Annotated in this window: 20 protein-coding genes; 1 reads left to right on the top strand and 19 read right to left on the bottom strand. The window is 34.0% G+C overall.

The genetic code is table 11. The features are described 5' to 3' along the window. Positions 1 to 232: 232 nt before the first annotated feature. From MHB74_RS12225 to MHB74_RS12150, 16 genes are all read right to left on the bottom strand, one after another. Positions 233 to 2,173 carry an AMP-binding protein gene (locus tag MHB74_RS12225; RefSeq protein WP_061680405.1) on the bottom strand — a complete coding sequence of 647 codons (1,941 nt, stop codon included), beginning with the start codon at positions 2,171 to 2,173 and terminating at the stop codon, positions 233 to 235. A gap of 49 nt (positions 2,174 to 2,222) precedes the next feature. Further along, on the bottom strand, positions 2,223 to 3,764 hold the full coding sequence (locus tag MHB74_RS12220) for an acyl-CoA carboxylase subunit beta (RefSeq protein ID WP_061680406.1): 1,542 nt from the start codon (positions 3,762 to 3,764) through the stop codon (positions 2,223 to 2,225). Positions 3,765 to 3,766: 2 nt separating this feature from the next. Then, on the bottom strand, positions 3,767 to 4,555 hold the full coding sequence (locus tag MHB74_RS12215; protein ID WP_061680407.1) for an enoyl-CoA hydratase: 789 nt from the start codon (positions 4,553 to 4,555) through the stop codon (positions 3,767 to 3,769). 4 nt (positions 4,556 to 4,559) lie between these two features. Continuing rightward, positions 4,560 to 5,471: a hydroxymethylglutaryl-CoA lyase gene (gene mvaB, locus MHB74_RS12210; RefSeq protein WP_061680408.1), complete on the bottom strand. Its 912-nt coding sequence runs from the start codon at positions 5,469 to 5,471 to the stop codon at positions 4,560 to 4,562. Positions 5,472 to 5,492: 21 nt separating this feature from the next. Further along, a complete protein-coding gene (locus tag MHB74_RS12205; RefSeq protein ID WP_001987345.1) occupies positions 5,493 to 5,708 on the bottom strand; it encodes an acetyl-CoA carboxylase biotin carboxyl carrier protein subunit in 216 nt (71 codons plus the stop codon). A 26-nt stretch (positions 5,709 to 5,734) separates the two neighbouring features. Further along, positions 5,735 to 7,072, bottom strand: a complete 1,338-nt coding sequence (locus MHB74_RS12200) for an acetyl-CoA carboxylase biotin carboxylase subunit (RefSeq protein ID WP_061680409.1) — start codon at positions 7,070 to 7,072, stop codon at positions 5,735 to 5,737. Between the two features lie 15 nt (positions 7,073 to 7,087). Further along, complete coding sequence (locus MHB74_RS12195) at positions 7,088 to 8,233, bottom strand: acyl-CoA dehydrogenase (protein WP_061680410.1); 1,146 nt, start codon at positions 8,231 to 8,233, stop codon at positions 7,088 to 7,090. Positions 8,234 to 8,448: 215 nt separating this feature from the next. Next, on the bottom strand, positions 8,449 to 9,417 hold the full coding sequence (locus MHB74_RS12190; RefSeq protein ID WP_061680411.1) for a YbgA family protein: 969 nt from the start codon (positions 9,415 to 9,417) through the stop codon (positions 8,449 to 8,451). 4 nt (positions 9,418 to 9,421) lie between these two features. Then, on the bottom strand, positions 9,422 to 10,075 hold the full coding sequence (locus tag MHB74_RS12185; protein ID WP_061680412.1) for a TetR/AcrR family transcriptional regulator: 654 nt from the start codon (positions 10,073 to 10,075) through the stop codon (positions 9,422 to 9,424). Between the two features lie 24 nt (positions 10,076 to 10,099). Next, a complete protein-coding gene (locus tag MHB74_RS12180; protein WP_061680413.1) occupies positions 10,100 to 11,119 on the bottom strand; it encodes an ABC transporter permease in 1,020 nt (339 codons plus the stop codon). Next, a complete protein-coding gene (locus MHB74_RS12175; RefSeq protein WP_061680414.1) occupies positions 11,116 to 11,841 on the bottom strand; it encodes an ABC transporter ATP-binding protein in 726 nt (241 codons plus the stop codon). The genes MHB74_RS12180 and MHB74_RS12175 overlap by 4 nt, the downstream gene beginning before the upstream one ends. A 179-nt stretch (positions 11,842 to 12,020) precedes the next feature. Then, complete coding sequence (locus tag MHB74_RS12170; protein ID WP_000548621.1) at positions 12,021 to 12,272, bottom strand: hypothetical protein; 252 nt, start codon at positions 12,270 to 12,272, stop codon at positions 12,021 to 12,023. A gap of 211 nt (positions 12,273 to 12,483) precedes the next feature. Further along, on the bottom strand, positions 12,484 to 13,326 hold the full coding sequence (locus MHB74_RS12165; protein WP_061680415.1) for a metallophosphoesterase: 843 nt from the start codon (positions 13,324 to 13,326) through the stop codon (positions 12,484 to 12,486). Positions 13,327 to 13,805: 479 nt separating this feature from the next. Then, complete coding sequence (locus MHB74_RS12160; RefSeq protein ID WP_061680416.1) at positions 13,806 to 14,678, bottom strand: YitT family protein; 873 nt, start codon at positions 14,676 to 14,678, stop codon at positions 13,806 to 13,808. Positions 14,679 to 15,659: 981 nt separating this feature from the next. Beyond that, complete coding sequence (gene bla / locus MHB74_RS12155; RefSeq protein ID WP_061680431.1) at positions 15,660 to 16,586, bottom strand: class A beta-lactamase Bla1; 927 nt, start codon at positions 16,584 to 16,586, stop codon at positions 15,660 to 15,662. Positions 16,587 to 16,814: 228 nt separating this feature from the next. After that, a complete protein-coding gene (locus MHB74_RS12150; protein WP_061680418.1) occupies positions 16,815 to 18,944 on the bottom strand; it encodes a peptidoglycan D,D-transpeptidase FtsI family protein in 2,130 nt (709 codons plus the stop codon). A gap of 349 nt (positions 18,945 to 19,293) precedes the next feature. Between MHB74_RS12150 and MHB74_RS12145 the strand changes: the two genes are divergently transcribed. Beyond that, a complete protein-coding gene (locus tag MHB74_RS12145; protein WP_061680419.1) occupies positions 19,294 to 21,015 on the top strand; it encodes a peptidoglycan D,D-transpeptidase FtsI family protein in 1,722 nt (573 codons plus the stop codon). 46 nt (positions 21,016 to 21,061) lie between these two features. On the opposite strand, the gene MHB74_RS12140 is transcribed toward MHB74_RS12145, so the two are convergent. The 3 genes from MHB74_RS12140 to MHB74_RS12130 form a co-directional block, all read right to left on the bottom strand. After that, positions 21,062 to 21,889 (bottom strand): hypothetical protein, encoded by an 828-nt coding sequence (locus tag MHB74_RS12140; RefSeq protein ID WP_061680420.1) that lies wholly within the window; start codon positions 21,887 to 21,889, stop codon positions 21,062 to 21,064. Beyond that, entirely contained in the window at positions 21,879 to 22,412 is a 534-nt protein-coding gene (locus MHB74_RS12135) for an RNA polymerase sigma factor (protein WP_061680421.1), read from the bottom strand. Before MHB74_RS12135 ends, MHB74_RS12140 begins: the two co-directional genes overlap by 11 nt. A 593-nt stretch (positions 22,413 to 23,005) precedes the next feature. Beyond that, a complete protein-coding gene (locus tag MHB74_RS12130) occupies positions 23,006 to 24,973 on the bottom strand; it encodes a penicillin-binding transpeptidase domain-containing protein (RefSeq protein ID WP_061680422.1) in 1,968 nt (655 codons plus the stop codon). Positions 24,974 to 25,128 lie beyond the last annotated feature (155 nt).

Here is a 25,128-nt window from a genome sequence, read left to right as displayed (position 1 = left end):
CGTATACATTGTTAACATATTCACTATCAGAATCCCTGTTTCCCAAGGGATATCTCCAATTTTTTACTTTTCGCTCCACTAAATTATTATTCTTAACAAAATTCAATTACTCCATTGTATAGACATATGTAATAATACTAGTATCATTTTTCTACTCCAAATATACTTCTTCCCTCTTCTCTTTTTATAAAAATAAAAATGAGCTCTATTTAAATAGAGCTCATTCCTAATTTTATAATTTACTAGACTGTAACCCCTGAATAAACGGAACTACTTCAGGATTTACAAGTGATGATAAATCACCTAATTCTTTTCCTAAGTAAGCAGCTTTAATGACGCGTCGCATTACTTTTGAATTACGTGTTTTTGGTAAATCTTCTACAACGTGAATATCTTTTGGACATAATGCTTTTCCAATATGGGAATTTACTAAACTCATTAATTCTTTCTTTAACTCTCCTGTGAATGTTACATTGTCCCTTAGTACTACAAAACAATGACAAACTTCACCTTTTATATCATCAGGTACACCAATCGCAGCAGCTTCTATGACATCAGTATGCTTTACAAGAATAGATTCATATTCAGCAGGTCCAATACGTTTTCCAGCAATATTTAACGTATCATCTGAGCGTCCTGTAATAATATATTGCTCACCATCATAAATCACCCAGTCACCATGAACCCATTTATTTTCAAAACGTGACCAATATGTGTTCACATAACGCTCATCGTCTTCCCAGAAACTTTTCGTCATACCAACCCAAGGCTTCTCTAAACATAATTCTCCAACTTCATCACGAATTGGATTACCTTGATCATCGAGCACAACCGCTGCCATTCCTGGTAAAGATGCATTAAAACTAATCGGTGCAATTGGTTTAATAAGGACGTTTCCGAAAATCCCACCAGAAATTTCAGTTCCGCCTGAATAGTTACAAATTGGTACATTACTTTTTCCAACTGTTTCAAATAGCCACATCCAAGGATCTGGATTCCAAGGTTCACCTGTTGATGCGAATACTTCTAAACTCTTGAGTGAATGTTTATTCACATATTCATCACCTTTTGCCATTAACGCACGAATTAATGTTGGTGATATACCAAGATGTGTAATTTCATATTTATCAACTGTCTCCCATAACCGATCTGCTTCCGGGAAATCTGGAACACCTTCGTACATAACCATCGTTGCCCCATTAATAAGAGAACCGAATAGTAAAAATGGTCCCATCATCCAGCCCATATCAGTTACCCATAATACACGGTCACCTTGCTTGATGTTCATTCCAAATCCTGCATCAAATGCAGCTTTCAAAGGGAAACCAGCATGTGTATGTACTGTTCCTTTCGGTTTCCCAGTTGTTCCAGAAGTATATATAAGCATTAATGGGTCATCACTGTTCATTTCTTCTGCATGTACAAATGGCTTTTCTTTTTCTAACGTACTCCACGAGAAATCATAATTATGCGGTGTATAGTCATTTCCTGCATGACGCACGATAACGACTTTTTCAACAGTTGGACAATGTTCACAAGCTTTATCTACTTCGTCTTTTAATGAAACAACTTTACCTCGGCGTGAAAAACCATCTGCAGTAATGATCATTTTTGACCCTGCAGCTTGCACACGTGTCATGACTGCATCAGACGCAAAGCCTGAGAATATTGGTGAAATAATTGCACCGATTTTCATAACAGCTAGCATCGCAACAACTGTTTCTGGAATCATCGGCATATAAATTGTTACACGGTCGCCTTTTTCAATACCCGCATGTTTCAAACCGTTTGCAACGCGGCTTACCCAGTTGTCAAGTTCTTCATATGTAAATGATTTTGAGGTTCCATTTTCTCCCTCGTACTGAAGTGCTGGTTGTTTTCTTGTTTCATCATCTGCAAGCCAGCGGGATAAAACTGATTCTACAACGTTACATGTTCCGCCATTATACCACTGTGCAAACGGCGTACCATTCTCTAGGTCTAGCACGTCTGTATAAGGTTTCATCCATTGATAGCCTACCGCTTTCTCAGCTTTTCCCCAAAACCAAGCTGTTTCTTCGATTGACTTATTATAAAACGTTTCGTAATCTTCATATCCCAATGATTTCATCCAACCATATAAACGTGTTTTTTCTTTATACTCTTCTGTTGGAAACCAAACTGCTTGTTTCAATGTTTTCCCCTCCTTGACTTTTTGAGCAAGAAAGCCCTAAATAGGGCTTTTAAACTGGATAAACAGGATGTTTACGATCCGTAAATACTTGATATTTACTCATATACATTTCGAATCGTCCTTTTAACTCTTCTCTTAAATTGTTTGGATGAACAATACCATCAATGACCATCTCTGATGCCAAATGGTAAATATCAATATCTTTCTTATACTCTTCGCGTTTTTCAGCAATGAAGCTATCACGCTCTTCTTCTGGTAAAGCTGCAATCTTATTTGCATATACAGCATTGACCGCAGCTTCTGGGCCCATTACCGCAATAGAAGCTGTCGGTAAAGCAAGGCAGCAATCTGGTTCGAAGGCTGGACCTGCCATTGCATACAAACCAGCACCATATGCTTTACGAACAACGATAGAAATTTTCGGTACAGTTGCTTCACTCATTGCAGAAATCATTTTTGCACCGTGGCGAATAATACCAGCACGCTCTACTTTTGTACCAATCATAAATCCAGGTACATCTGCAAGGAATAATAATGGAATATGATATGCATCGCATAAATTAATAAACTTCGCTGCTTTATCAGCTGAATCGTGGAATAATACGCCGCCTTTCATACGCGGTTGATTTGCAATAATACCAACTGGCTTACCATCAATACGTGCTAAGCCTGTAATTAGTTCCTGAGCAAATAATTTTTTTACTTCATAGAAAGAACCTTCATCAATAATTCTGTTAATGAGATCTTTCATATTGAAAGGAGCATTTTGATTTTCTGGAATGATTTGTTCTAATGTTTTTTCGAATTGTTTCGGTTCTTGAGGTGTAACCAATGGAGTCTTCTCTAAGTAGTTGTTTGGAAAATATGAAATGTATTGTCTTGCTTGTGTAATCGCATCTTCTTCGGTCTTACATAAAACATCTCCGCATCCTGATACTGAGCAATGCATACGAGCTCCGCCCATCTCTTCTAAAGTTACTTTCTCACCGATAACCATCTCAGCCATACGAGGAGATCCTAAATACATAGATGCATTTCCTTCCACCATCATAACAACATCACAAAAGGCTGGAATATATGCACCACCAGCTGCAGAAGGTCCAAATAATAAGCATACTTGCGGAACTTTACCTGATAATTTCACTTGATTGTAGAAGATTCTTCCTGCACCACGGCGCCCTGGGAACATTTCTACTTGATCAGTGATACGCGCTCCAGCAGAGTCAACTAAATAAAATAACGGAACACGTAATTTTTCTGCCGTTTCTTGAATACGTAAAATCTTTTCAACTGTACGTGCGCCCCATGATCCGGCCTTTACTGTTGAATCATTTGCCATTACGCATGCAGTACGACCATGTATTTTACCTGTTGCCGTAATAACACCATCAGCAGGTAATCCCGTTTGCTCACAATTTGCAAATAATGCATCTTCTACATATTCACCATTATCAAATAAAAGAGCTAAACGATCTCGAACAAATAGTTTTCCTTTTTCTTTATTTTGTTCATGATATTTTGGTGCGCCGCCTTGTTTAATCGTTTCAACTCGTCCTTCAAATGTATTCGATTCTTGTTTTTGATCTAACATATTTACTCCCCCTTATACATTGGTGTGCGTTTTTCCTTGAATGCCTGTAATCCTTCTATTCTATCTTTCGTATGGATTACACCCTCATACGCTTGTTTTTCCATTTGTAATCCGGTATGTAAATCAACTTGAATACCGTTTGAAATTGCTTCTTTTGCTAATCGAACAGCAATTGGACCATTACTAGCAATTCTTTCTGCCATTTCAATCGCTTTCTCTTCAAGTAAATGAGCTGGTACAACGAATTCTACTAGACCATATTCTTCCGCTTCTTGCGCCGAAATGCGTCTGCCTGTATAAATTAATTCTTTCGCTCTACCAACACCAATTAATCTTGGCAAACGCTGCGTACCACCTGCTCCTGGTATAATTGCAAGTGTAGTTTCAGTAAGACCAAGACTTGCAGTGTCAGAAGCAATTCTAAAATCACAAGCTAAACTTAATTCTGTACCACCACCAAGTGCGATTCCATTTATAGCAGCAATAACTGGCTGTGGTAATTGTTCAACCATTTCCATAGTAGAACGAATCATACTAACAGCATGACGAACTTGTTCTTCATTCATGCCGGCACGTTCTTTTAAATCAGCTCCAGCACAAAATGCTTTTTCACCAGCACCTGTTAGAATAACTACACGAGTATTTGACTCTTCATTTATTTGAGTTAATATGTTTTGTAACTCTTCTAATAACGCTAAAGATAATGAGTTTGCTTGTCTTTCACGATATAATGAAATCTTTACAACGTGTGGTGTTACATAATCAACTGAAATGTTTTGTAATTGTAGCATCTTCTCACCTACTTATCGTTTTATGTTGAAGCGCTCTATACACATGACTCGGTAATTGGATATTTAATTTACTTTGAATAAATTGACTTGCTCTCAATAACTTCTCTTCATCAATATTCGTTTGGACACCTAACTTATGGAGCATATGTACTAAGTCATCGGTTGCAACATTGCCTGATGCTCCTGGTGCATATGGACATCCCCCAAGACCACCACAAGAACTATCAAATGTTGTAATACCATATTCTAATGACTTAACTACATTTGCCAGGGCCATTCCATACGTATTATGGAAGTGCATTGCAAACTGAGAAGCATCATATTTCTTTAATAAATGTTCTAATACGCGCTCTACTTGTAACGGATTCGCTACACCAATCGTGTCACCAAGAGAGACTTCATAAATGCCATATGAGAATAGTTGATTACATAATTCGTCAACTGCTTCGACACTTATGTCCCCTTCATAAGGACAACCAAATACAGTAGAAACATAGCCTCTTACCTTTTTTCCTTCGAACGTTGCCTGCTTTGTTATATCTTCAATGACAACTAATGCTTCTTTAATTGATTTATTAATATTACTTTTATTATGAGATTCACTTGCTGATAAAAAAACATTCACCTCATCTACATTTTGCAAAAAAGCTCGTTCCAAACCATTTTGATTTGGAACAAGCGCTGCATATGTAACATTTGGATCCCTTTTCAGCTCAGAAAACACATCATTTGCATCTGCTAATGCAGGAACCCATTTAGGGTGAACGAATGAGGAAACTTCAACGTACGATAATCCCGCCTCTGTAAGTAGTTGAATCCATTTTACTTTATCTTTTGTGCCAACAATCTTTTTTTCATTTTGTAAGCCATCACGTGGCCCGACTTCTTTAATGACAGCAAAATTAGGTAGTTTCAATTCACTTCCCCCTATATCTCCCTATTCAATTTCTAGTAATACATCTCCTTCATTTACAAAGTCGCCTTCTTGCACATTAATTTTCATAACTGTGCCAGCTTCTTCTGAAATGATTGGAATTTCCATTTTCATAGATTCCAAAATGACGACATCCTGCTCTTCCTCTACTGTATCTCCTACTCCTACAACAATCTTCCATACATTTCCTGCCATCGATGCATATACTTTCGTCATCATTTTTTCCCCCTTAATATTGTTAAACCTTATTTTTTAACAAGTTGTTTCGTTACAAAACCCGTAGTATAAATACCACTTTTGAACACATCATCTTCCAATACTTGAATTAGCATTGGTGTGTTCGTTTTAATACCTTCTACTTTTAATTCTTCTAAAGCATCATGTAATTTTGAAATTGCTTCTTCACGAGTTTCACCATGAGCAATGACTTTCGCAATCATTGGATCATAGAAAGGTGTAATCGTTACTTGATTCTCTAAAAAGTGATCAATACGAACGTTTGTTGGCAGCGTTAAATTTGTAATTTTCCCAGGTGATGGGAAGAATGTTTTCGGATCTTCTGCATAAATACGTGCCTCGATGGCATGACCACTACGTTTTACATCATCTTGTGTAAACGATAATTTCTCACCACATGCAATTAGAAGTTGTTGTTCTACAAGATCTAAACCAGTAATTTCTTCTGTAACTGGATGCTCTACTTGTAATCTCGTATTCATCTCTAAGAAATAGAAATTTTTCTGATCATCAACTAGAAACTCAACTGTACCAGCATTTGTATATCCAAGAGCTTTGGCAGCTTGTACAGCGACTTCACCCATCGCTTTTCGTGTACCTTCATCTAAAAATGGTGAAGGTGCTTCTTCAATCACTTTCTGATTTCGGCGTTGTACTGAACATTCACGCTCCCATAAATACACTGTGTTACCATGTGTATCTGCTAAAAGCTGAATTTCAATATGGTGTGCATCTGCAATATAGCGCTCTAAATACATTTCTCCATTACCGAAGAAGTTTTGTGCTCTTGTTTTGTTACTTTCAAATGCTTTGGTGAGCGTTTGCTCAGTTTCCATCAACTGCATTCCAATGCCTCCGCCGCCTGCGGATGCCTTCAGCATTAATGGATAACCAATCTGTTTAGCAATTTCAATTGCTTCTTCAGCAGTTTCAATATTTGTAGTAATACCTGGAACTACTGGGACATCTGCAGCTTGCATTGCAATACGAGATTCGATTTTACTTCCCATCTTCGTAATGATTTCTTCTGATGGACCGATAAATACAATCCCTTCTTCTCTACAGCGAACCGGAAAAGACGGATTCTCTGATAATAATCCATATCCCGGATGGATTGCTTCAGCATTTGTCTTCTTAGCTATTTCAATAATTTTTTCAAGGTTTAAATAGCTTTCTTGGACACGCGGTCCACCTACTAAGTAAGCTTCATTTGCCATTTTTACATGAAGGGCATTTTCATCTGCCTCAGAATAAATAGCAACAGTGCGAATGCCAAGTTTTTGACAAGTTTTCATAATACGAACTGCGATTTCCCCGCGATTAGCAATTAATATTTTTTGAAACATAGTGATTCCTCCCTTTTATCTACATCCTAAATGTCTAGCAATTACGAGACGTTGAATTTCAGAAGTTCCTTCACCAATTTCTAATAGTTTCGCATCACGAATATGTCGTTCCACTTCATATTCACGCATATAGCCATATCCACCATGAATTTGTACTGCATGATTTGCAATACGGCTTGCTGCTTCAGATGCGAAAAGTTTTGCCATAGCCGCTTCTTTACCGAAAGGTTTATCGTTATCTTTTAACCAAGCTGCTTTATGTACTAAATTACGCGCTAGCTCTACTTCAGTCGCCATATCAGCTAATTTAAATTGAATCGCTTGGAAATTAGAGATTGATTTTCCGAATTGTTGACGTTCTTTCGCATATTGCAGTGCACGTTCAAATGCAGATTGTGCAATACCTACTGCTAATGCTGCGATTGAAATACGTCCTCCATCAAGTGTATATAAGAATTGTTTAAATCCTTTATTTACATCACCAAGAATATTTTCTTTCGGTACACGTACACCATCAAGTACGATTTCACATGTATTAGAAGCACGAACACCCATTTTATCGTAAGGACTTGTGATCGTTAATCCTTCACTTGTAGTCGGTACAATAAATGCCGAAATGCGTTTTCTACCATTGTCTTCAACGCCGTTGACAGCGGTTACAATAATTGTATTTGCATACTCTGCATTTGTAATCCAACACTTTTCACCACTAATTACATATTCATCACCATCTAATACAGCTTTCGTTTGTGTACCACCTGCATCAGATCCAGCGTTCGGCTCAGTTAATCCGAAAGCACCTAACGTTTTACCTGATGCCATTGGAATTAAATATTTCTGTTTTTGTTCTTCTGTACCGAAATAATAAATTGGTGAAGCACCTAATGAAATTGTTGCAGCGTAACTTAATCCTGTGCCACCACAAGCACGACCAATTTCTTCAACTGCTAACGCGTACGATACAGTATCGCCACCTGAACCTCCATACTCTTCAGGGAATGGGATGCCTAATAATCCTAGTTCGCCCATTTTTTGAAATGTTTCATATGGAAATTCCGCAGTTTTGTCATAATACACAGCTTTCGGTGCGATTTCCTTTTCAGCAAAGTCACGTACCATTTCTTTAATCATTTGTTTTTCGCGAGTTAGAGTAAATTCCATTCCGCTACACACCCCTTATCGAATATTGAGTTTCGACAGCGTGCGAGTTTCTACTACAATCGTTACTACTTAAAGACAAGAATATTAGTTAGATAATTGTTATAATTCTGTCATAACTTAATTTTAAAACAGATTCTGTACTAATGCACAAAAAAATTCCTACATTGTTCTACAACAACATAGGAGTTTTCTTGTCGAAATATGTAATTTAATGTTTAATAATCTCTACCTTTACCCGAATCTGAAATCTCTACTAAAGCTTCAGGGTATGGTTCGAAATATGTTTGTCTTAATAAATACTTTTCATCAAATCGAAGGGCCCATGATTTTAAAATTGCCATTAGACTACTAAGCGGGATTTTCTTTTCTTTATATTTTTGTATCAAATCTAAAAAATGATCTTTTTCTTGTTTTTTCAGCTTTGTTTTAAAATATCCGAAAATATGCTCACATACATTTACATTCGATGTATAGCGGGGTGTTCGCATAAATAATTCATATAGAGTCTTCTCATAGTTTTCAAATACAATTTCAATCTTTTCATTTTTTTGATTTGCAATAATACGCCCTAATTCCTTTTGTTTTACCTGATTGTATGCCATAAATAAATATTTATTGTCTGACTGAAACGATACAAGGTCTTTCATATTTTTATTATATTTAATCATTTTGTAATATGCGATTGTAAATAACCTTGTAAAGAAATGTTCTCTAATAATAAAATTCGACAATCTACCTTCTTCTTCAATTGGAAGATGTGGAAATTTTTTTATTACTGCTCCGCCAAATAAGCCAGATCCTTTTCCTTTTGCTGGCGCTTTTTCAAAACCAGAATAAATTTTCACATCACGCGTACCACAACTTGGCGAACGATTCTTTAATATAAAGCCATCTACATCAGGTATCGTTTGTAAAAAGTCTTTTGAAAATTGCTCCATTTTTCCAGTTACATCTGCCCGCGTCGACGGCTGCACAAGCTTATTCACACCATTTTCTTCTACAATTCGTATCGTTTCACGAGGAGTGCCCAATCCGATCTCGACTTCTGGACAAACAGGTATAAATGTAACAAATGGCTGCAAATTTCGTATTGTTACATCTGGAATCATCTCGCCATTATAACGACATGCATCAAATTCTAAACATTTACTTACAACAATTTTCGGTTTTATAAATTGGCGCATCACATTACCTCCGTGGCGTTAATCCGTACAATATAAATTGAATCGTATTTTCAATTTCCAATTCATCATCCCATTTTTCTTCAGGCAATAATAAAAAACGTGTTAATAGTAATCCTAATACAGCTGATAAAGTAAGACGTAATATAGAAGATGGAGGCATTTCAATAATTTCCCCTTCTTCTTGAAACTTTACAATCAACTTTTTAAAATGTGAAAGTAACTCTGTTTCTACTAAATGTTGTATTTCATTTTTCAGTTCCGGTTGAAATGGCACTTCTTGAATTAATATTTTTATCATTGGAAAGTGCTTTTTTGCAAATTCAAAACGATTATGAATAACAACTCTTAGTAGCCCTTCATACGATTCATATTCCGATTTAAATATTTCCTTTGCGAAGGCTTGTACGAAAAATGGTGCAGCAAACTTTGTTAATGTCGGCATGACGACCGCTAACAATAAATCCTTTTTCGTTTTATAGTAGCGGAAGATTGTTCCTTCCGCTACACCAGCACGCTTTGCAATTTCACTTGTTGAAGTTGCAGCATATCCTTTTTCACCAAACATATCAACAGCCGCCTCTAATATACGCATTTGACGTTCATTTCGTTTATCCGTATTTGTTGCGGCTATTAATTCTTCTAGCCAATCCTTCTTCATTTATTATGCTCCTTTGTATCATCATTATATTTTTCGATGTTTCTTTAATGCAAATACATTTCCTATTGCAAATAACAAAGAAAAAAGTAGTAATACAGTAAGATCTAATGCAATTTCTGTAAACCCTTGATTTCGAATCATCACTTGTCTCATCGCGTCAGCGCCATATGTGAGCGGAAATAATTTCCCCAACATTTGGAGCCACTTATTCATAGATTCAATTGGAAACAAACCAGAAAAGAAAATTTGTGGCACAATAACAAGTGGTATAAACTGGATCATTTGAAATTCATTATTTGCGTATGCCGATAAAAACGTCCCTAAAGTTAATGCAGTTAAAGAAAGCATAAATGTAATAAGTAGCGTTAGCCATATAGAGCCAGCTACATATAAGTCTAAAATATAAACTGAAAAACTTACGATTATAAAGGATTGTATAAATGCAAAGATTCCAAAACCGATAATATATCCTACAACTATTTCCCATCTTCTCACTGGAGTGGACAATAACCTCTCTAATGTACCACTTAAACGTTCTCTTACAAAAGAAACTCCAGATAATATAAACACAAAGAAAAATGTAAAAAAACCAATCAACACGGGTCCTAACCCATCAAACATTGTAAAATCTTTAGAACCATGTAAATAATTCACTTCAGGTTTCATAATCGATACATCGTTCTTCTCTGTACTCTTTTGTAATACTTGAAGTACAGCACGATTTTTTGATGAATCACTACCTTCTAATACAACATGCATTTTTCCACTTTCTAAATGAATGACTGCATCTATCTTTTGTTTTTCCAACTCAGACAATGCCTTTTCTTTACTATATTCATAAATTGTCGCTTCCTGATTTTCCATCACTTTTACTACCTGAGCTGGCATATCAACAACTGCAATATGCGGAACATAGTCTTTTTGTGTAAACACTAGCGACAATAACCAAAGTAATAACATAGGTGCTCCAAACATCATCGCTAACGAACGCTTATCTCGAAAAAATTGGCGAATAATACGAATGATTACACCAGTAACTCTCATGATAGGGCCACCTCTTCCAGCAAAAAGACATCTTCAATCCGCCCTGATGATACCCGCTTTTTCAATTCTTCAGGCGTTCCAGTCGCAACTAGCTTTCCTTCTCTAATCAACCCTAGACGCTCACAAAACTCAGCTTCATCCATAATGTGCGTTGTTACAATAATGGTAGTGCCTTTCTTTTTCAAATCATAAAATTTTTCCCAGATCGTTTTTCTAAGAAGTGGATCTATCCCCACTGTTGGCTCATCTAAAATTAATATTTCAGGTTCATGAAGGAGTGCTATCGCTAATGATAAACGCTTCTTCATCCCACCTGAAAAATGCTGAACTTGCTTTTTCATTTGTTGTGATAATTGAACAAGGTCAAAAACCTCTTCAATTCTTTCTTTTTTATGCTTTCCCTTTAATCCATACATTGTTGCAATAAAATCTGCATTTTCATATGCTGATAGTTCTTCGTATAACGCATCAGCCTGAGCCATATAACCAATTTTTTTCATTTCATTTAAATTAGGCATGTTCGTGTTGTAAACAAACACTTCACCTTCTGTTGCCTCATTAATACCTGCAATCAATTTAATAAGAGTCGTTTTCCCTGAACCTGAAGGCCCCACTAAACCAAATATCTCTGCTCTTTCAACTTGCAACGAAAGATTGTGTAACACTTCTTTTTTCCCAAAACTTTTTGACACAGTTCGCAAAATAATGGAAGGTTGCTGCACGTTTTATTCCCCCTTTTCTAAAAATGAGTGAGTACTCACTTTTATTTTACTCTTGCGTAATTATATGTCAAACTTCATTGATTAGTATGTATTTTCAATCTTAAACAATGAAACAGAGTCGACATTAGAATATCATTTCTTAAAGTCGACTCTGTTTCATTTACATTATATATTTTACTTTACGTTTTTAAATTCATATACTTTCTAATTCTAGCAACATCTAAAGAATATTCGATAACTAACTGCTGTAACGGTAAAATAACTGTGTCAGGATATAAATGTGCATATTGTAATGTTTCTGCATATTTTTCTAACCTTTTTTCTAAATACTTTATAATTTGATCAGGATGACTAACTAATAAACATTTACAATAATAATGTATTTGTTCCTCAATCGCCGTATATTCTTCAATCTCATATTCTTTATGCATGTGTACACCCCTTTAAGTTTTTTACGTGAATTACTTATCACAATTTTCACTCGACAAATTTTAAGTTTTTTGATTATTTACACTATAACAAACTCTTCGGGTCAAATTTTGTTACTTTATGTAACGTAGAAAATTTTTAACAAAATTGTAATGTTAACTTGGATAAAATGCATATGACCTCTTTTTTTACTGCGCAAAAAAATCGTACAGTTCAATTTAACTGTACGACTACAAGTTCTGGCCTATTGAAAATTCTTTGCGGAATGACACTATTGCCTAAGCCTCTACTCACTACCATAGATGTATTTTGTTTTTCATATAAACCTGCTGTATATGTAGGGAATATACCTTGATTCGGAGCAACTAATCCTCCGATAAATGGCAATCTAACTTGTCCTCCATGAGCATGCCCCGATAACACTAAATCTATTTGTTCATCAGCATACTCTGTCAAAAATTCAGGCCTATGGGATAGTAATACATTATATGTATCCGGCTTCATTTCAAATTTTGCTTTTGAAATTTCATCTTTGACAACATTTCCTTCATCACGGTTTCCAGTTACAAATTCCGGATCATCAATACCAAGTAAATTTATTTTTTGTTCCTCTATTTGAATGGTTATATGTTCATTTCTTAAAACAGTAACATGGTGTTTCTTCAACTCTTTCTCCAAATCATTATATTTCCCTGACCATTTTTCATGGTTTCCTGTCACAAAATATATTGGATACTCCTTTACAAGTTCTCGTATTAATCCCATACTTACTTCTGCATCATATGATTTACTGTCAATTAGATCACCTGTAATAACAATAATATCCGGATTTTCACCTTTTACCTTTTGAATTAAAGTTTCTTGATTGTCGCCAAATTTTTTATTATGTAAATCTGAAATTTGTAGAATTTTAAACCCCTTAAAGATAGAAGGAATTTTAGTAGATTTTATATTAATTTTAGTTATACTTATTACATTGTTCTGTGCATATAAAAAAATACTCATACCAATTAAAGTAACAATAAATAATATGATTCTTTTAATCTTTTTGTTCATATTTCCTCCTAAAATCTTAATTAGTACTACAATTCTCACTAAACAATCCACTAGATTTTTTTTAAAAGGGGTAACAATTTAGTTTTGGTAGTTACGGACAAGTTTCTAATTAAGGAACTGAAGAACTTATATAATTCTGATGAAGTATACATGCCAGGCTCCATTCTAATCGTAACTTTATGATATAACATCAAAGCCGAAATTCCTATGTAAAGGAATTTCGGCTTTTTGAGTTCAAACAAATATATAAGTTTTAGTACTACTTACCTTGATTAATTCGAAACACATTAACATATTTGTTCATAAATTTATCGTTTAATGATCAAATATCACATGATATTCATTAAAATCCCATAATAATACTCAAGTATTAAGCAATCAAAAAACTACATTTATATCTTGCAGTTGTACCACTTAATACATACCAAATTTCTTTCCATAATCAACTTTGTATAAAATATTTATCTCGGTGATTACTCCTAATGAATATCTTGCTTTTTAAAGTTTCCGCCTTTTACTTCCGCAACATCATATACAGTAACAAAGGCATTTTCATCAATTTCTTGAATAAGTTCCTTCATTTTATTTTCTTCTAAACGACTGATAACACAGCTAACTTCCTTATAAGCATCTTTCGAAGAACCTCCATAAATTTCACTATAGATTGCACTTCTTCCGAGACGTTCCCATATTGCGTCTATCATTAATTTAGGTTCTTTTGTAACAATTTTAAACGTTTTAGATCCACTTAATCCCACTTCAATGATATGAATGACTTTAGAAGCAATAAAGTAAGCTATCGCAGATAAAATTCCACCTTGAAGACCAAATACTGTTGACACAAAAATAAATACGAACATATTTAAAAACAAGATCAGATCACTTGTTCCAAACGGTAATCTTCTAGACAATAATACCGCTAGCATATCAATTCCATCTAATGCTCCGCCATTACGAAGAGCCAATCCCATACCAAATCCAATAATAACACCACCAACAACAGTAACTAACAATGTATCTCCTTCAATAATTGTAGGCACATTATGCATGACCACAGTACCTATTGCAAGTGATACAATACCAATAACTGAATACATTGCAAATCCTCTACCAATTTGTTTATAACCTAACCAAACAAATGGTATATTAATTAATCCAATTAATATACCTAATGGTAACCCAAATAGCTGAGAGCTAACAATACTAATACCTGTTACACCACCATCTGAGACATTATTAGGAATTAGTACAGCCTCTAATCCATACGCCGTTATTAATGCTCCAATAATAATCAAAATCGCTTGCGAAATTTTTTTAAATGTATTAACGTTTTTCTTTTTTGTACTTTCCATCTCAATTCCTCACTTCACACATTTTTCTCGTCATTTCATTATTACATCAGCTTCTTTATACTTAGTGTCGCACCTACTATGTAATTTCTCTCATGCTATAACTTCCTATACTTAATTAAAGTGTACGAATACGCTAAACGGTATGTGTATAGATTGTTATAACTAAAATCTAATCATGAGTTATCCTATTAATTTCTTCTTTACAAACCACAAACATAACAAATACTATAAAAATAATTGGTTAAACTCATATTTTCTGCCACCCAGTATAAAGATTTACACTTCTTTTTAAATCTACTGCTAATGTAAAGATATTTATCGAAATATCAATTTTCAATCGATCCCCCTAACACGTAACCATTAAATTTCAAAATCTACTACGAAAATATTTCCTCCTAATCCGTTATCCTCTTTACCATTTAAACACTTTGAAATTATTGTTAATAGACTGCACACAGAAACTAATAGATATTTCACCTCGAACTGTTTATAGGATCCAAGTCATTATTAGTAGTCAATTCCTTTCAAACCCATAGTTAATGGAATCAATTCCATTAACGTGATGAGTATAGATTTACAATTTTAAAAATAGCACTAATTGACCGATATACTCATTCGGTCAATTATAATATACCTAAAACTAAGAAAATATTCCATTCGTTAATATTATTTCTTTCTATGTAATTCATAATCATAATGTACGATTATTTAAGTTTTTTGTGAAAATAAGTAAGTTATATATAGCCTATTCCCAAAGGTTTTCATCATGTGAAAACTATTTTAAATTACATATCTATATAGAAGTATTTCGCTTCAATACTCCCCCTCATTTACTATATCGCAATAAATAGTCCATGAAATAATAATTTTCCACTTATATATGTACTATTTAAAAATACAAAAAGCGACTCTTTCACATTAAAAAGAATCGCTTTCCAATTTCTTATTTTCAATTACATTACATAAAGGATTGAGATGCTATTACCTAATAGCATTAACTATAACTTCAGTTGCCTCTGCAATAAGTTGATTATCATAGGTAGCCTCTTTCTCATCTTTACTGGATAAAATTGCGATAATAATTGGTGCTCTATTCGGCGGCCAAACGATAGCGATATCATTTCGTGTCCCATAACTTCCAGCTCCTGATTTATCTCCAACTATCCAGTCCTTTGGTACTCCCGCACGAATAAGTTTATCTCCTGTAGCATTTCCTCTCATCCAATCTGTCAGAATGTTACGCTTTTTATCTGGAAGCGCATTTCCGACTGTAAAATCCTTAAGGTTCGTAGCAATTGCTTTCGCCGTACTAGTGTCACGATTGTCTCCTGGAATAGCCTCGTTTAATTCTGTTTCAAGGCGATCAGACATAGTAACCCGATCCCCAATCTGTCTAAGCGCTTTTTCATATCCTTTCGGTCCGCCTATTTTATGAAATAAAATGTTCCCTGCAGTATTATCACTGTAACGAACAGCAGCCTCAGCAATTTCTCCTAGTTTCATTCCAGTATCTACATGTTTCTCAGTAACAGGTGAATAATCCACTAAGTCTTCTTTCGTATAAGTAACAACTTCATTTAATTTTTCAGTAGAGTTTTTCTGTAGTAATACCCCTGCTGCTAACGCCTTGTAGGTTGATGCAAAAGCAAACCTTTCGTTAGATCGATAAGAGATTGTTTGATTTGTACCAGTATCTATTGCATACACACCTAATCGAGCATCGAATTTTTTCTCAAGTTGAGAAAAGTCTTTATACGTCGCATGATTATTATGTTTAACTGGTTCTGTCTTTTCTTTCGCTTCAACTTGTGATGCCCCTCCTGTAAAAGCTTGTAGACTTGAAATACTTAAACCTAATATACCAACGCATATTCCTATCTTTAGCATCCTCTTGTTTTTCAAAATCATCATTCCTTTCAAGTTCTTAACCCTTTTTTACATACACATAATAGACAATCACAGAAACAAGTTTGTTCCATACACATAAAAAACTTTATAACTAGTATCAGATTTATTTATAAAATAAGAGATAGCAACTATGATCACCGCTATCTCTTATTCCAATTCTCATTTTTATACTTTTAAAAACTTTATATAAATAAAATCTCTTTCCGTAAGAAAAATGTACACATTTTACTAATTTTGATTCGGAACACCTGTATTAGTAGCTTCACCATTTATACGTTGCTTTTTTAAATCAAAATATACATCTAAAACTTCTTTTCCAATTATAGAATTAATTCCACTTTTATCGTTATGAAGCCACGGAACTACTACAGAAAAGGCTACTTCTGGATTATCATATGGAGCATATCCAACTAACGTTAAGTTGTAACATTCCATACGTTCTCCTTTCGCATTTCTACCAATTGGATCATCTCCACCATATACAGTTTGAGCTGTCCCTGTCTTCCCTGCTGGCTTGTATGGAGCATTTTTGAAATACTTCACACCAGTTCCATCACCTTCTTGGAATACCCACCTAAAGCCTTCTTTTATTCGATTAATATGTTCTGTCTTCATATCAATTCGATTTAATACGACAGGCTCTATAGAACGAATAACTTTGCCAACCTCTTCTTTTATTGATTGCTCTCGTATTTCTTGTACAATTTGAGGTTGCATTCTATAACCTCCATTAGCAATCGTTGAAATATATTGTGCTAATTGCAACGGCGTATACGTATCATACTGACCGATAGAAAAATCTAGTAAAAACCCAGGCTGACTATCTACTTTTCTAGTTTGGCCAATTATTTCATTCGGTAAATCAATTCCTGTTGGCACGCCTAATCCAAATTGTTTAAAATAATAGCGCATCGTATCAAATGCTTCTTGTTTTATATCCAAAGAACCATTTGGTACGTAATTAACGCCCGCAATTTTTAAAGCTGTCTGGAACATGTATACATTCGAAGATACTTGTAGCGCTCGTAAATCATTAATATTACCAAATCCGGATACATTCCACGATTTCTTAGCTTGTGTGCCTTTAAATTTCATCGGTGCATCATAAAATTGATCTCCTGGTTGTATTGCCCCAGTCTCATATCCAGTTAATAAAGTTGCACCTTTTACAGCTGACCCTAGTTCATACGACGTCGTCATATTACCTAATGCCAAATCCTCGATTTCCATTTTCCCTTCTTTTTCTACTATCCTTTTGCCTGCCATAGATAAAATTTGTCCGTTATTCGGATTCGTCATAACAACAAAAGCTCGGTCCAATAGTGGCTCTGAACTCTTAAAAGCTCTCAAATTTTTCTCTAAACTTTCTTCCACTTTCTTTTGTAATTCCATATCAATCGTTAATGTTAAACTATTACCGCTTTTTCCTTTAGAGATTATCTCTGTGTTTATAATGTTTCCTGATTTATCAGTAATGTTTTTCATTTCTTCTTTTGTACCGTGTAACACATCTTCATATCGTTGTTCAATATAACTTTTTCCTACACGATCATTACGGTTATATCCACGTACTAAATAAGAATCTAAGTTTTCTTTCGGTAGCCCTTCTTCACTACTCGTAATATTACCTAACACAGAACGAAATAAATTACCATTTACATAATTACGTTCCCAATCAACTGTTGCATCTACTCCTGGAAACTCAGCAAGGTTTTCACTTATTCGCGCATACTCTTGATCTGTTACATCTTTTTTTATAATTTGTGGTGTTAGTTGATAACCTGAACTCATTTTACTTTTAATAGCTAACACCTTTAAATCTTGTGCTGTTAATTCTGCCAGTTCTAATTCTGTAACACGACTTCGTCTTAAGTCTTCTATTTTTTTATCTAACTCTTTTCCTTCTATTCCCTTATCTTTTAACTTTTCTATATCTTTTTTAGTAATCATAGTCTCCGCACGTTGCTTATTCAACTGCATCCAAAAATCTTTTTTATCGATGTCTGTTAATTTATTTATATCTTGTTCAGACATTTCAAGCACTTTCGCTAAGTCTGTTGCTGTTTTTAAAATATCTTCGCTAGTAATTCCCTTTACCCTTGTATACGTAATCGTACGAAGAGATTTATTATTAACAACTGTTTTCCCTTCTCGATCTAGTATTTGTCCACGTGGAACTGGAATGCTAGTTGTTGCGTTTTGACTGCTTTCTACTTGATTCTTATAAGCCTCTCCCTCTACGATTTGCACCTTTCCTAGCTGAACAATAATAGCTGAGAATAGTAAAAATATGCAAAGGAACATTATATTTAATCGTATAGATATATACGTCTTGCTCTTTCCTTTTTGTTTTTCCATAAATCCTCCATTTAATTCCTTATATGTTACATACCGATGACCGATTATAAATATCGTTTCGACTTTTTTGCTAAATCCTTGTTAGCATTCATACCTTTTCGTTTAGCTACGTAATTCATAACTCTCCTTTCCTATTTTCTCTCTATTTTTTGTCGCTAGCATTAGAAATGCTAAACTATATACTGGCCCATATAAAACTTACACATAGATTTGCTAAAAACTTTTCATACTGATTATTCCTTTCTTCATGCTGTAATACTTAATAGACAACCTAAATAATAAAGTTGTTCCACATTTACAAAAAAAATAATTAACTATAAGATGAAGTAAGCTAAAAAGGGAGGGTTTTATGTTACATACAAAAATAAAAAGATGGAGATTTATAGCGATTCTTTCTATTGTAGGTTTAATTTTAATAATTTTATTAAAAAGTAATTTCATTTCAATTACTACCGAGACGTCTTCAGCTGAAAGAGGAAAAATTCTTGATCAAAATGGTGTAATACTAGCTACAAATAAGAAAGTTAAGTCTTTATATTGCACTTATAATGATGAAAAGCTATCGAATCAAGATACATCAAGAACATTGGCTTTTTTCAATCAATTTTCAAGCGAGTTTCAACATGACATTTCTACAGAAGACATAAAATCTCAATTACAACAATCTTGTAAAAAGCAGACTATGAATGATATACCGTTATACTCTGACATAACTGAGAATGAACTTACATTCATAAACAAAAACAAACCCAATAATGTAATAATCAAAGATGAAGTGATTCGATATTATCCTAAACATGAAATTGGTTCACAGGTAATTGGATATGCAGAAAATGCCCTTAATGTACCCGTTGGAAAAAGCGGGATTGAGCTGCAATATGAAAATGATTTAAAAGGAAAACCCGGAAAAACTCTTATTTTTAAAATGAATAATAAAAAGTTCTTATGGAACATTCAAAAAGTACAAAAAGGAAAAGATATCCGGCTAGCTTTAGACTCTAAGTTGCAGCAAAAAACAGAGGAAGCATTAAGATCTCAAATCAAGAAAATAACTGATGTTAATGCTGGTTATGTTGTGGTAACCGATGTGAAAACTGGCGCAATTTTAACTATGGCCAACTCAGCAGTGTTTGATCCAAATACATTATATGAACAAGTATCATCTAAAAAAGAAAATATCAAATCACTTTCGCAAAATAAAGCAATTCAAAAATTAAAGTATGGTGAATCTTATGTAAATATGGCCTCAACTATAAAGCCACTTACTATTTTAATTGGATTAAACGAAAAGCTTTTTCAACCTGAAGATACTTATTTAGATAAAGGTACTTTTCAATATGATAATCAAAATAACATTACGAATGCACCTGGAACGCCAACAGGTGAGATTACACCGAGGCAGGCTATCATTAATTCATCTAACACATTTATGACAGCAAAAGTAGCTCTACCCTTATTCAACCAAAATAATGGGAATATAGAAAAAGTTGCACATATATGGACAGAGTATTTAAAACAATTCGGCCTTCGTTCTAAAACCGGGGTTGATTTACCTTTTGAAGAAGACGGACAATATGAATTTCATCCAACAAACAAGTTTGAAAATGGTATCTCCGCCTTATTAAATGCCTCTTGGGGAGGAAATGAAGTACACACTCCTCTTCAACTTGCTCAATATGCAGCAACTTTAGCCAGTAAAGGTGATAAATATAAACCTCAAATCGTAAGTGCTATTATTGATCAAAATGGTAAGGATACAAAGAAATTCAAACCAATTCTAGAAAGTTCAAATCAGTATCCAATGAACTTTTGGAATGTCGTGCAAGGTGGAATGAGTCAAAATATAGAGGAAATTAAAAGCTTACCCTTCCATGTCGCAGGTAAAACAGGCATAACAGGTGCTCCGAATGAGCAAGAAAGAATGATAAACCATTCTCTTTTCATTGCATATGCTCCTACCGAAGATCCACAAATTGCCGTTTCTGTCGTTATTCCTGGTAGTAATTCAGAAAAAAACATTGCTGCTCTCGTTACCTCAGAAATTTTAGAGTACTGGAATACTCTTCAATAAGAAAATAAAAACAAAGAGGAAGGTTCATTAAAGTGAACCTTCCTCTTTACCATATAGAATCTATATTCGTTATTTTCCATTTACCTTCATGATCCTTTTCGAACATGAAAGAATATTTAATATCAGTTAAAACATACTCTTTTTGTACATATCCAGTATTACCGCTAATTGTCGATACTTTTATATATCCATTATTCTGCACTTTTTCTGGAATCCAAGCTTTTACCATTTCATTAGATACTTCATATAAAACTTGTGATTCTCGCTTTGGTTCAGCTAAAATTTTCGTTTTATTTCCAGTAACAGTTGCATATATATAATGCGCTTGCTTTGGTTCGTTACTTTCTGTCAATCCACTTGGTACTTTGTATGCTTGCTTTGTGTCATTTGTAAATTCTCCCCCCATTGTAAGAGCAACTTGCAACTCATGAAAAATATCTTCATCAAATTTCAATTCATCCTTCTTATAACTCTTCCCTTTAAATAGGACTTCATCATTTAACGCTCTATACAAGTCATTTTCATTTTTTGAATTTGTACTTTGATATAATTCATTCATAAATTGTTTTAATGTTGGATCTTGAGCAGATTCATCTTTAGTTTTAGGCTTAATTTGTGTACTACTTTGGACCGGTGATTTATTATCATCAAGCCATGGTTGTTGAACGATAACAAATAACATTGTACAAACAAAAACAACTATAATAGGCAGAGCTTTTTTACGAAACGGTCTTTTATGTTTTACAAGATCCGCTTCATTATTTTCATATATAGACTGCTTTATTTTAAAAATAAACTCTTCTTCATCGTTACGATTCTCCATTGGGCCTTTTTTTAATTGTTTATACCAGTCAGGATTTTGTTTATTGTTCATCACTACTACCCTCCCCTATTAATTTTGAAACCTTACTTCTTGCTCGGCTTAATCTAGATTTTACAGTTCCAATGGATACTCCTAGTGTTTCAGCCATTTCTTCATAAGATAATTCATATTTTGCGTCTAAAATTATTATTTCACGGTGTTTTTTAGGTAGTTTTAATACAACCTCCCACACTTCATTCATTTCCTCTTGCTTAAAAAATTCACGTTCTGCCGATGGAGATTGCTTATCGTCACTAAAAAATCCTATTAAAGATATCCTTTTAAAATAAGAAGATTTCAAATAGTTTATTGCCGTATTTCTTGTAATTTTTAATATCCACGTTTTAATAGATGACTCCTTTCGAAATGAATTCCAGTTTTTAAATACCTTTATAAATACATCTTGCGTGATATCATCTGATAAGTGTGGATCTTTCGTAATAATAAATGAATAATTCCATACATCTTGCCAATAATCGTTTATAACATAGTCAAGCTCATCATGATTACATTTTTCAATAAACTTCTGTTCCATTTCCACACCTCGAACTTATTTGAATAAAGATAAAACTGCCCTCACTTTTATTATGGTTTCAATATATAGACAAGATACAAGTTTCATTTGTTCCGTTCTTCATCTTTTTTTGATAAAAAAATCCTCCTAAAAATGTAAAGGTGTGCAATTACTTTCATAAAATAATCATCTATATATTCTTTTACATGACAGGCTCCTAACAACAAGTAAAGCATACAATGTTAAAAATACACTCATAAAAATCTGATTATTATTTTTGAATTTCACGCAACACTCTACTTGTACTATATTTTTTTAGAGCATACTTATTTGTATGCTCTATTTATGTTTTACTAAATAACTGGTTTTTTAGTTTAAAACTTGTCCATTTCAATTTGTTCACCTCTTCTATTTACTGTCAGCAATCTCACCCTTTCAAAAATGAAAATAAAGATGGGAATGGGGTATCAACTTTCTACACCCACAACAAAAAAGCATTCTCGATTAAGAAGAATGCTTTTTCGAAGCTTACTTATACTTTGTTTTGCATGATTTATACCTTTGTGTTAGGCAAACAATGAATACAGTAAAAGATTTTACTTTATAATTGATTATTATTTTTGGAAAATATGTTTTATTTTTTCAGCTGGTACGTTACTCCCCCCTCTTCCTTTTACATCTTCGATCATCATGGTAACGATCATGTCGGGCGCATTTGCATCAAAAGCTGCAAACCATCCAAGTTCTTTTCCGTCTGCTTCTTTCGACTCCTTCAGTTCTGCTGTACCGGTTTTACCAGCAAGAGTTATACCATCAACCTTAGCAATTCTCCCCGCGCCATCAGGGTCATTAATGACTTTTATTAATGCGCTCTTTAATATCTCTTGATTCTTTTTAGAAACCACATTTTCTTTCCAATTCCCCGCTACTTTTGCTTCTTTTAAAAGATGAGGCGACGGAATATTCCCTTCATTCACAATCGGTGCATACGTTAATGCTAAATGAAGTGGTGTCATTAATACTTGTCCTTGTCCATATCCCGTGTCTGCTAGTTGAATATCATTTTTTATCCCATCTCTTGCAATGATTGAAATAGGAAATTCGTATTCGATTGGTAATTTTTCATGAAATCCGTATTTCTTAAATTCATTTACATACTGATCTTTTCCCATTTTCAAAGCTTGTTGAGCAAAATAAATATTATCAGAGTACTTCATTGCCTTATCAAAATCAATTGGACTAGCTTCCTTCACACGTGTTATATAATAATTTCCCCAAGATGAATCTTTTGCCCACTTTAATCCTTGAATTTTAAATTCTTCCTTAGGGTTTATAGTGTTTGTTTCCAAACCAATTGCACCAGTAATCGTTTTAAATACGGAACCTGGTACAAATGCTTGTGTGAAACGATTCATCATTGGTAGTTTCGAGTCGTTATTCCATGCTTCTCGTTGGGCTTTTGACGCGCCTCTAACTAATGTATTTGGATTATAAGCAGGGCTACTTACAAGTGCAATAGTTTCACCCGTTTTAGGATTGACCGCTGCACTAGATCCTGCCTCATTTTTCATCTCATTAAAGATTTTTTCTTGAATTGCAGCATCAATTGTTAACGTAACGTTTTCCCCTTCTTTTGCTTCTTTTTTCGCTACATTTTTAATCTCTTTTCCATTCTCATCTTCTATAAATACGCGTCCACCTTTTTCACCACGCAATTTATTCTCTAATACTTTCTCTAAACCTGTCTTACCTACTAAATCATCTGCTTGATACCCTTTTTTTTGAAGCGATTTTAACTCCTCTGCATTCACCTTTCCTATATAACCAGTTAAGTGTGCGGCCGCTTCTCCTAATGGATACGTCCGAATATTTACTGGGCGAGATGATACTCCTTCTAATTCAATATAATCATTCTGTCTAGTTCCTTCTTTTAAAATACCAATTGGTACAAAGGAGTCTGGTTTTATCCATTTCGCTGTAAGCTTCTGATCGACCTCTTCTATAGACATATCAAGTAATTGTGCTACTATTTCTTTTGTTTGCACTGCCGTTTCGCCTAGTTTCTCTGGAATAATTCCAACCTCAGTCGCTTTACCATTTGTTGCAAGAGCTTTCCCATTTCGATCATATATTTCTCCACGTTTTCCTTGTTCTATTTGCATACGTACTTTGTAATCTTTTTTCATAGCTGGAAAAATGAAGTCTGGTGTCCAATCTATTTTCCAAGATTCTTTTTCTTTCACAAGTTTTGCTTCATGGATAAATGAAGCTTTTCCTCCATCCGTATCCATCTTAACTTCAAAAAGAAAAACTTCTTTATCTTTAGCATTTTCTGCTTTCGTATTAACTTTTAAATTCTTAACGCCAATACCTTCATAAATTTTTTGATATTTCTCTGTGAATTCCTTTTTAGAAATTGCTTTTTGGGCATGTTCTGATAAATGATCATACATATTTGCAAATTTTCTATCATTCCATAAATTTACATATTCTTCAAATGCTTGTTTTGGCGATTCGTTTTTATTACATCCTACCAATATAACTGCAAAACAAAAGAAAAGCAGCATCCATAATTTTTTCAATTCAATCTTCTCCCTTAGTTAAAAATGTTTATTCCTTTCTTGATCTATTAAATAAAAAATGTTGTAACGCTTAATAGACAGTGTAAGTAATGAAATTGTTCCACATTTACAAAAAAAATTGATTTATGATCAAGTTACATTCGAAGGAGAAGATT

Origin of the sequence: Bacillus sp. FSL K6-0069, from assembly GCF_038007785.1 — a bacterium.
In the GTDB taxonomy this organism is placed as follows: Bacteria; Bacillota; Bacilli; order Bacillales; family Bacillaceae_G; genus Bacillus_A; species Bacillus_A mobilis.
Note: the sequence above shows the minus strand (reverse complement) of the source record. Positions and strands in the feature narration are given on the sequence as shown.

What these genes read in the sequence shown, in the direction of transcription:
- MHB74_RS12220 (WP_061680406.1), bottom strand. Translation starts at nt 3,764, where the DNA reads ATGTTAGATCAAAAACAAGAATCGAATACATTTGAAGGACGAGTTGAA.
- MHB74_RS12215 (WP_061680407.1), bottom strand. Translation starts at nt 4,555, where the DNA reads ATGCTACAATTACAAAACATTTCAGTTGATTATGTAACACCACACGTT.
- MHB74_RS12205 (WP_001987345.1), bottom strand. Translation starts at nt 5,708, where the DNA reads ATGATGACGAAAGTATATGCATCGATGGCAGGAAATGTATGGAAGATT.
- MHB74_RS12200 (WP_061680409.1), bottom strand. Translation starts at nt 7,072, where the DNA reads ATGTTTCAAAAAATATTAATTGCTAATCGCGGGGAAATCGCAGTTCGT.
- MHB74_RS12195 (WP_061680410.1), bottom strand. Translation starts at nt 8,233, where the DNA reads ATGGAATTTACTCTAACTCGCGAAAAACAAATGATTAAAGAAATGGTA.
- MHB74_RS12190 (WP_061680411.1), bottom strand. Translation starts at nt 9,417, where the DNA reads ATGCGCCAATTTATAAAACCGAAAATTGTTGTAAGTAAATGTTTAGAA.
- MHB74_RS12185 (WP_061680412.1), bottom strand. Translation starts at nt 10,075, where the DNA reads ATGAAGAAGGATTGGCTAGAAGAATTAATAGCCGCAACAAATACGGAT.
- MHB74_RS12180 (WP_061680413.1), bottom strand. Translation starts at nt 11,119, where the DNA reads ATGAGAGTTACTGGTGTAATCATTCGTATTATTCGCCAATTTTTTCGA.
- MHB74_RS12170 (WP_000548621.1), bottom strand. Translation starts at nt 12,272, where the DNA reads ATGCATAAAGAATATGAGATTGAAGAATATACGGCGATTGAGGAACAA.
- MHB74_RS12165 (WP_061680415.1), bottom strand. Translation starts at nt 13,326, where the DNA reads ATGAACAAAAAGATTAAAAGAATCATATTATTTATTGTTACTTTAATT.
- MHB74_RS12160 (WP_061680416.1), bottom strand. Translation starts at nt 14,678, where the DNA reads ATGGAAAGTACAAAAAAGAAAAACGTTAATACATTTAAAAAAATTTCG.
- bla (WP_061680431.1), bottom strand. Translation starts at nt 16,586, where the DNA reads ATGATTTTGAAAAACAAGAGGATGCTAAAGATAGGAATATGCGTTGGT.
- MHB74_RS12150 (WP_061680418.1), bottom strand. Translation starts at nt 18,944, where the DNA reads ATGGAAAAACAAAAAGGAAAGAGCAAGACGTATATATCTATACGATTA.
- MHB74_RS12145 (WP_061680419.1), top strand. Translation starts at nt 19,294, where the DNA reads ATGTTACATACAAAAATAAAAAGATGGAGATTTATAGCGATTCTTTCT.
- MHB74_RS12140 (WP_061680420.1), bottom strand. Translation starts at nt 21,889, where the DNA reads ATGAACAATAAACAAAATCCTGACTGGTATAAACAATTAAAAAAAGGC.
- MHB74_RS12135 (WP_061680421.1), bottom strand. Translation starts at nt 22,412, where the DNA reads ATGGAACAGAAGTTTATTGAAAAATGTAATCATGATGAGCTTGACTAT.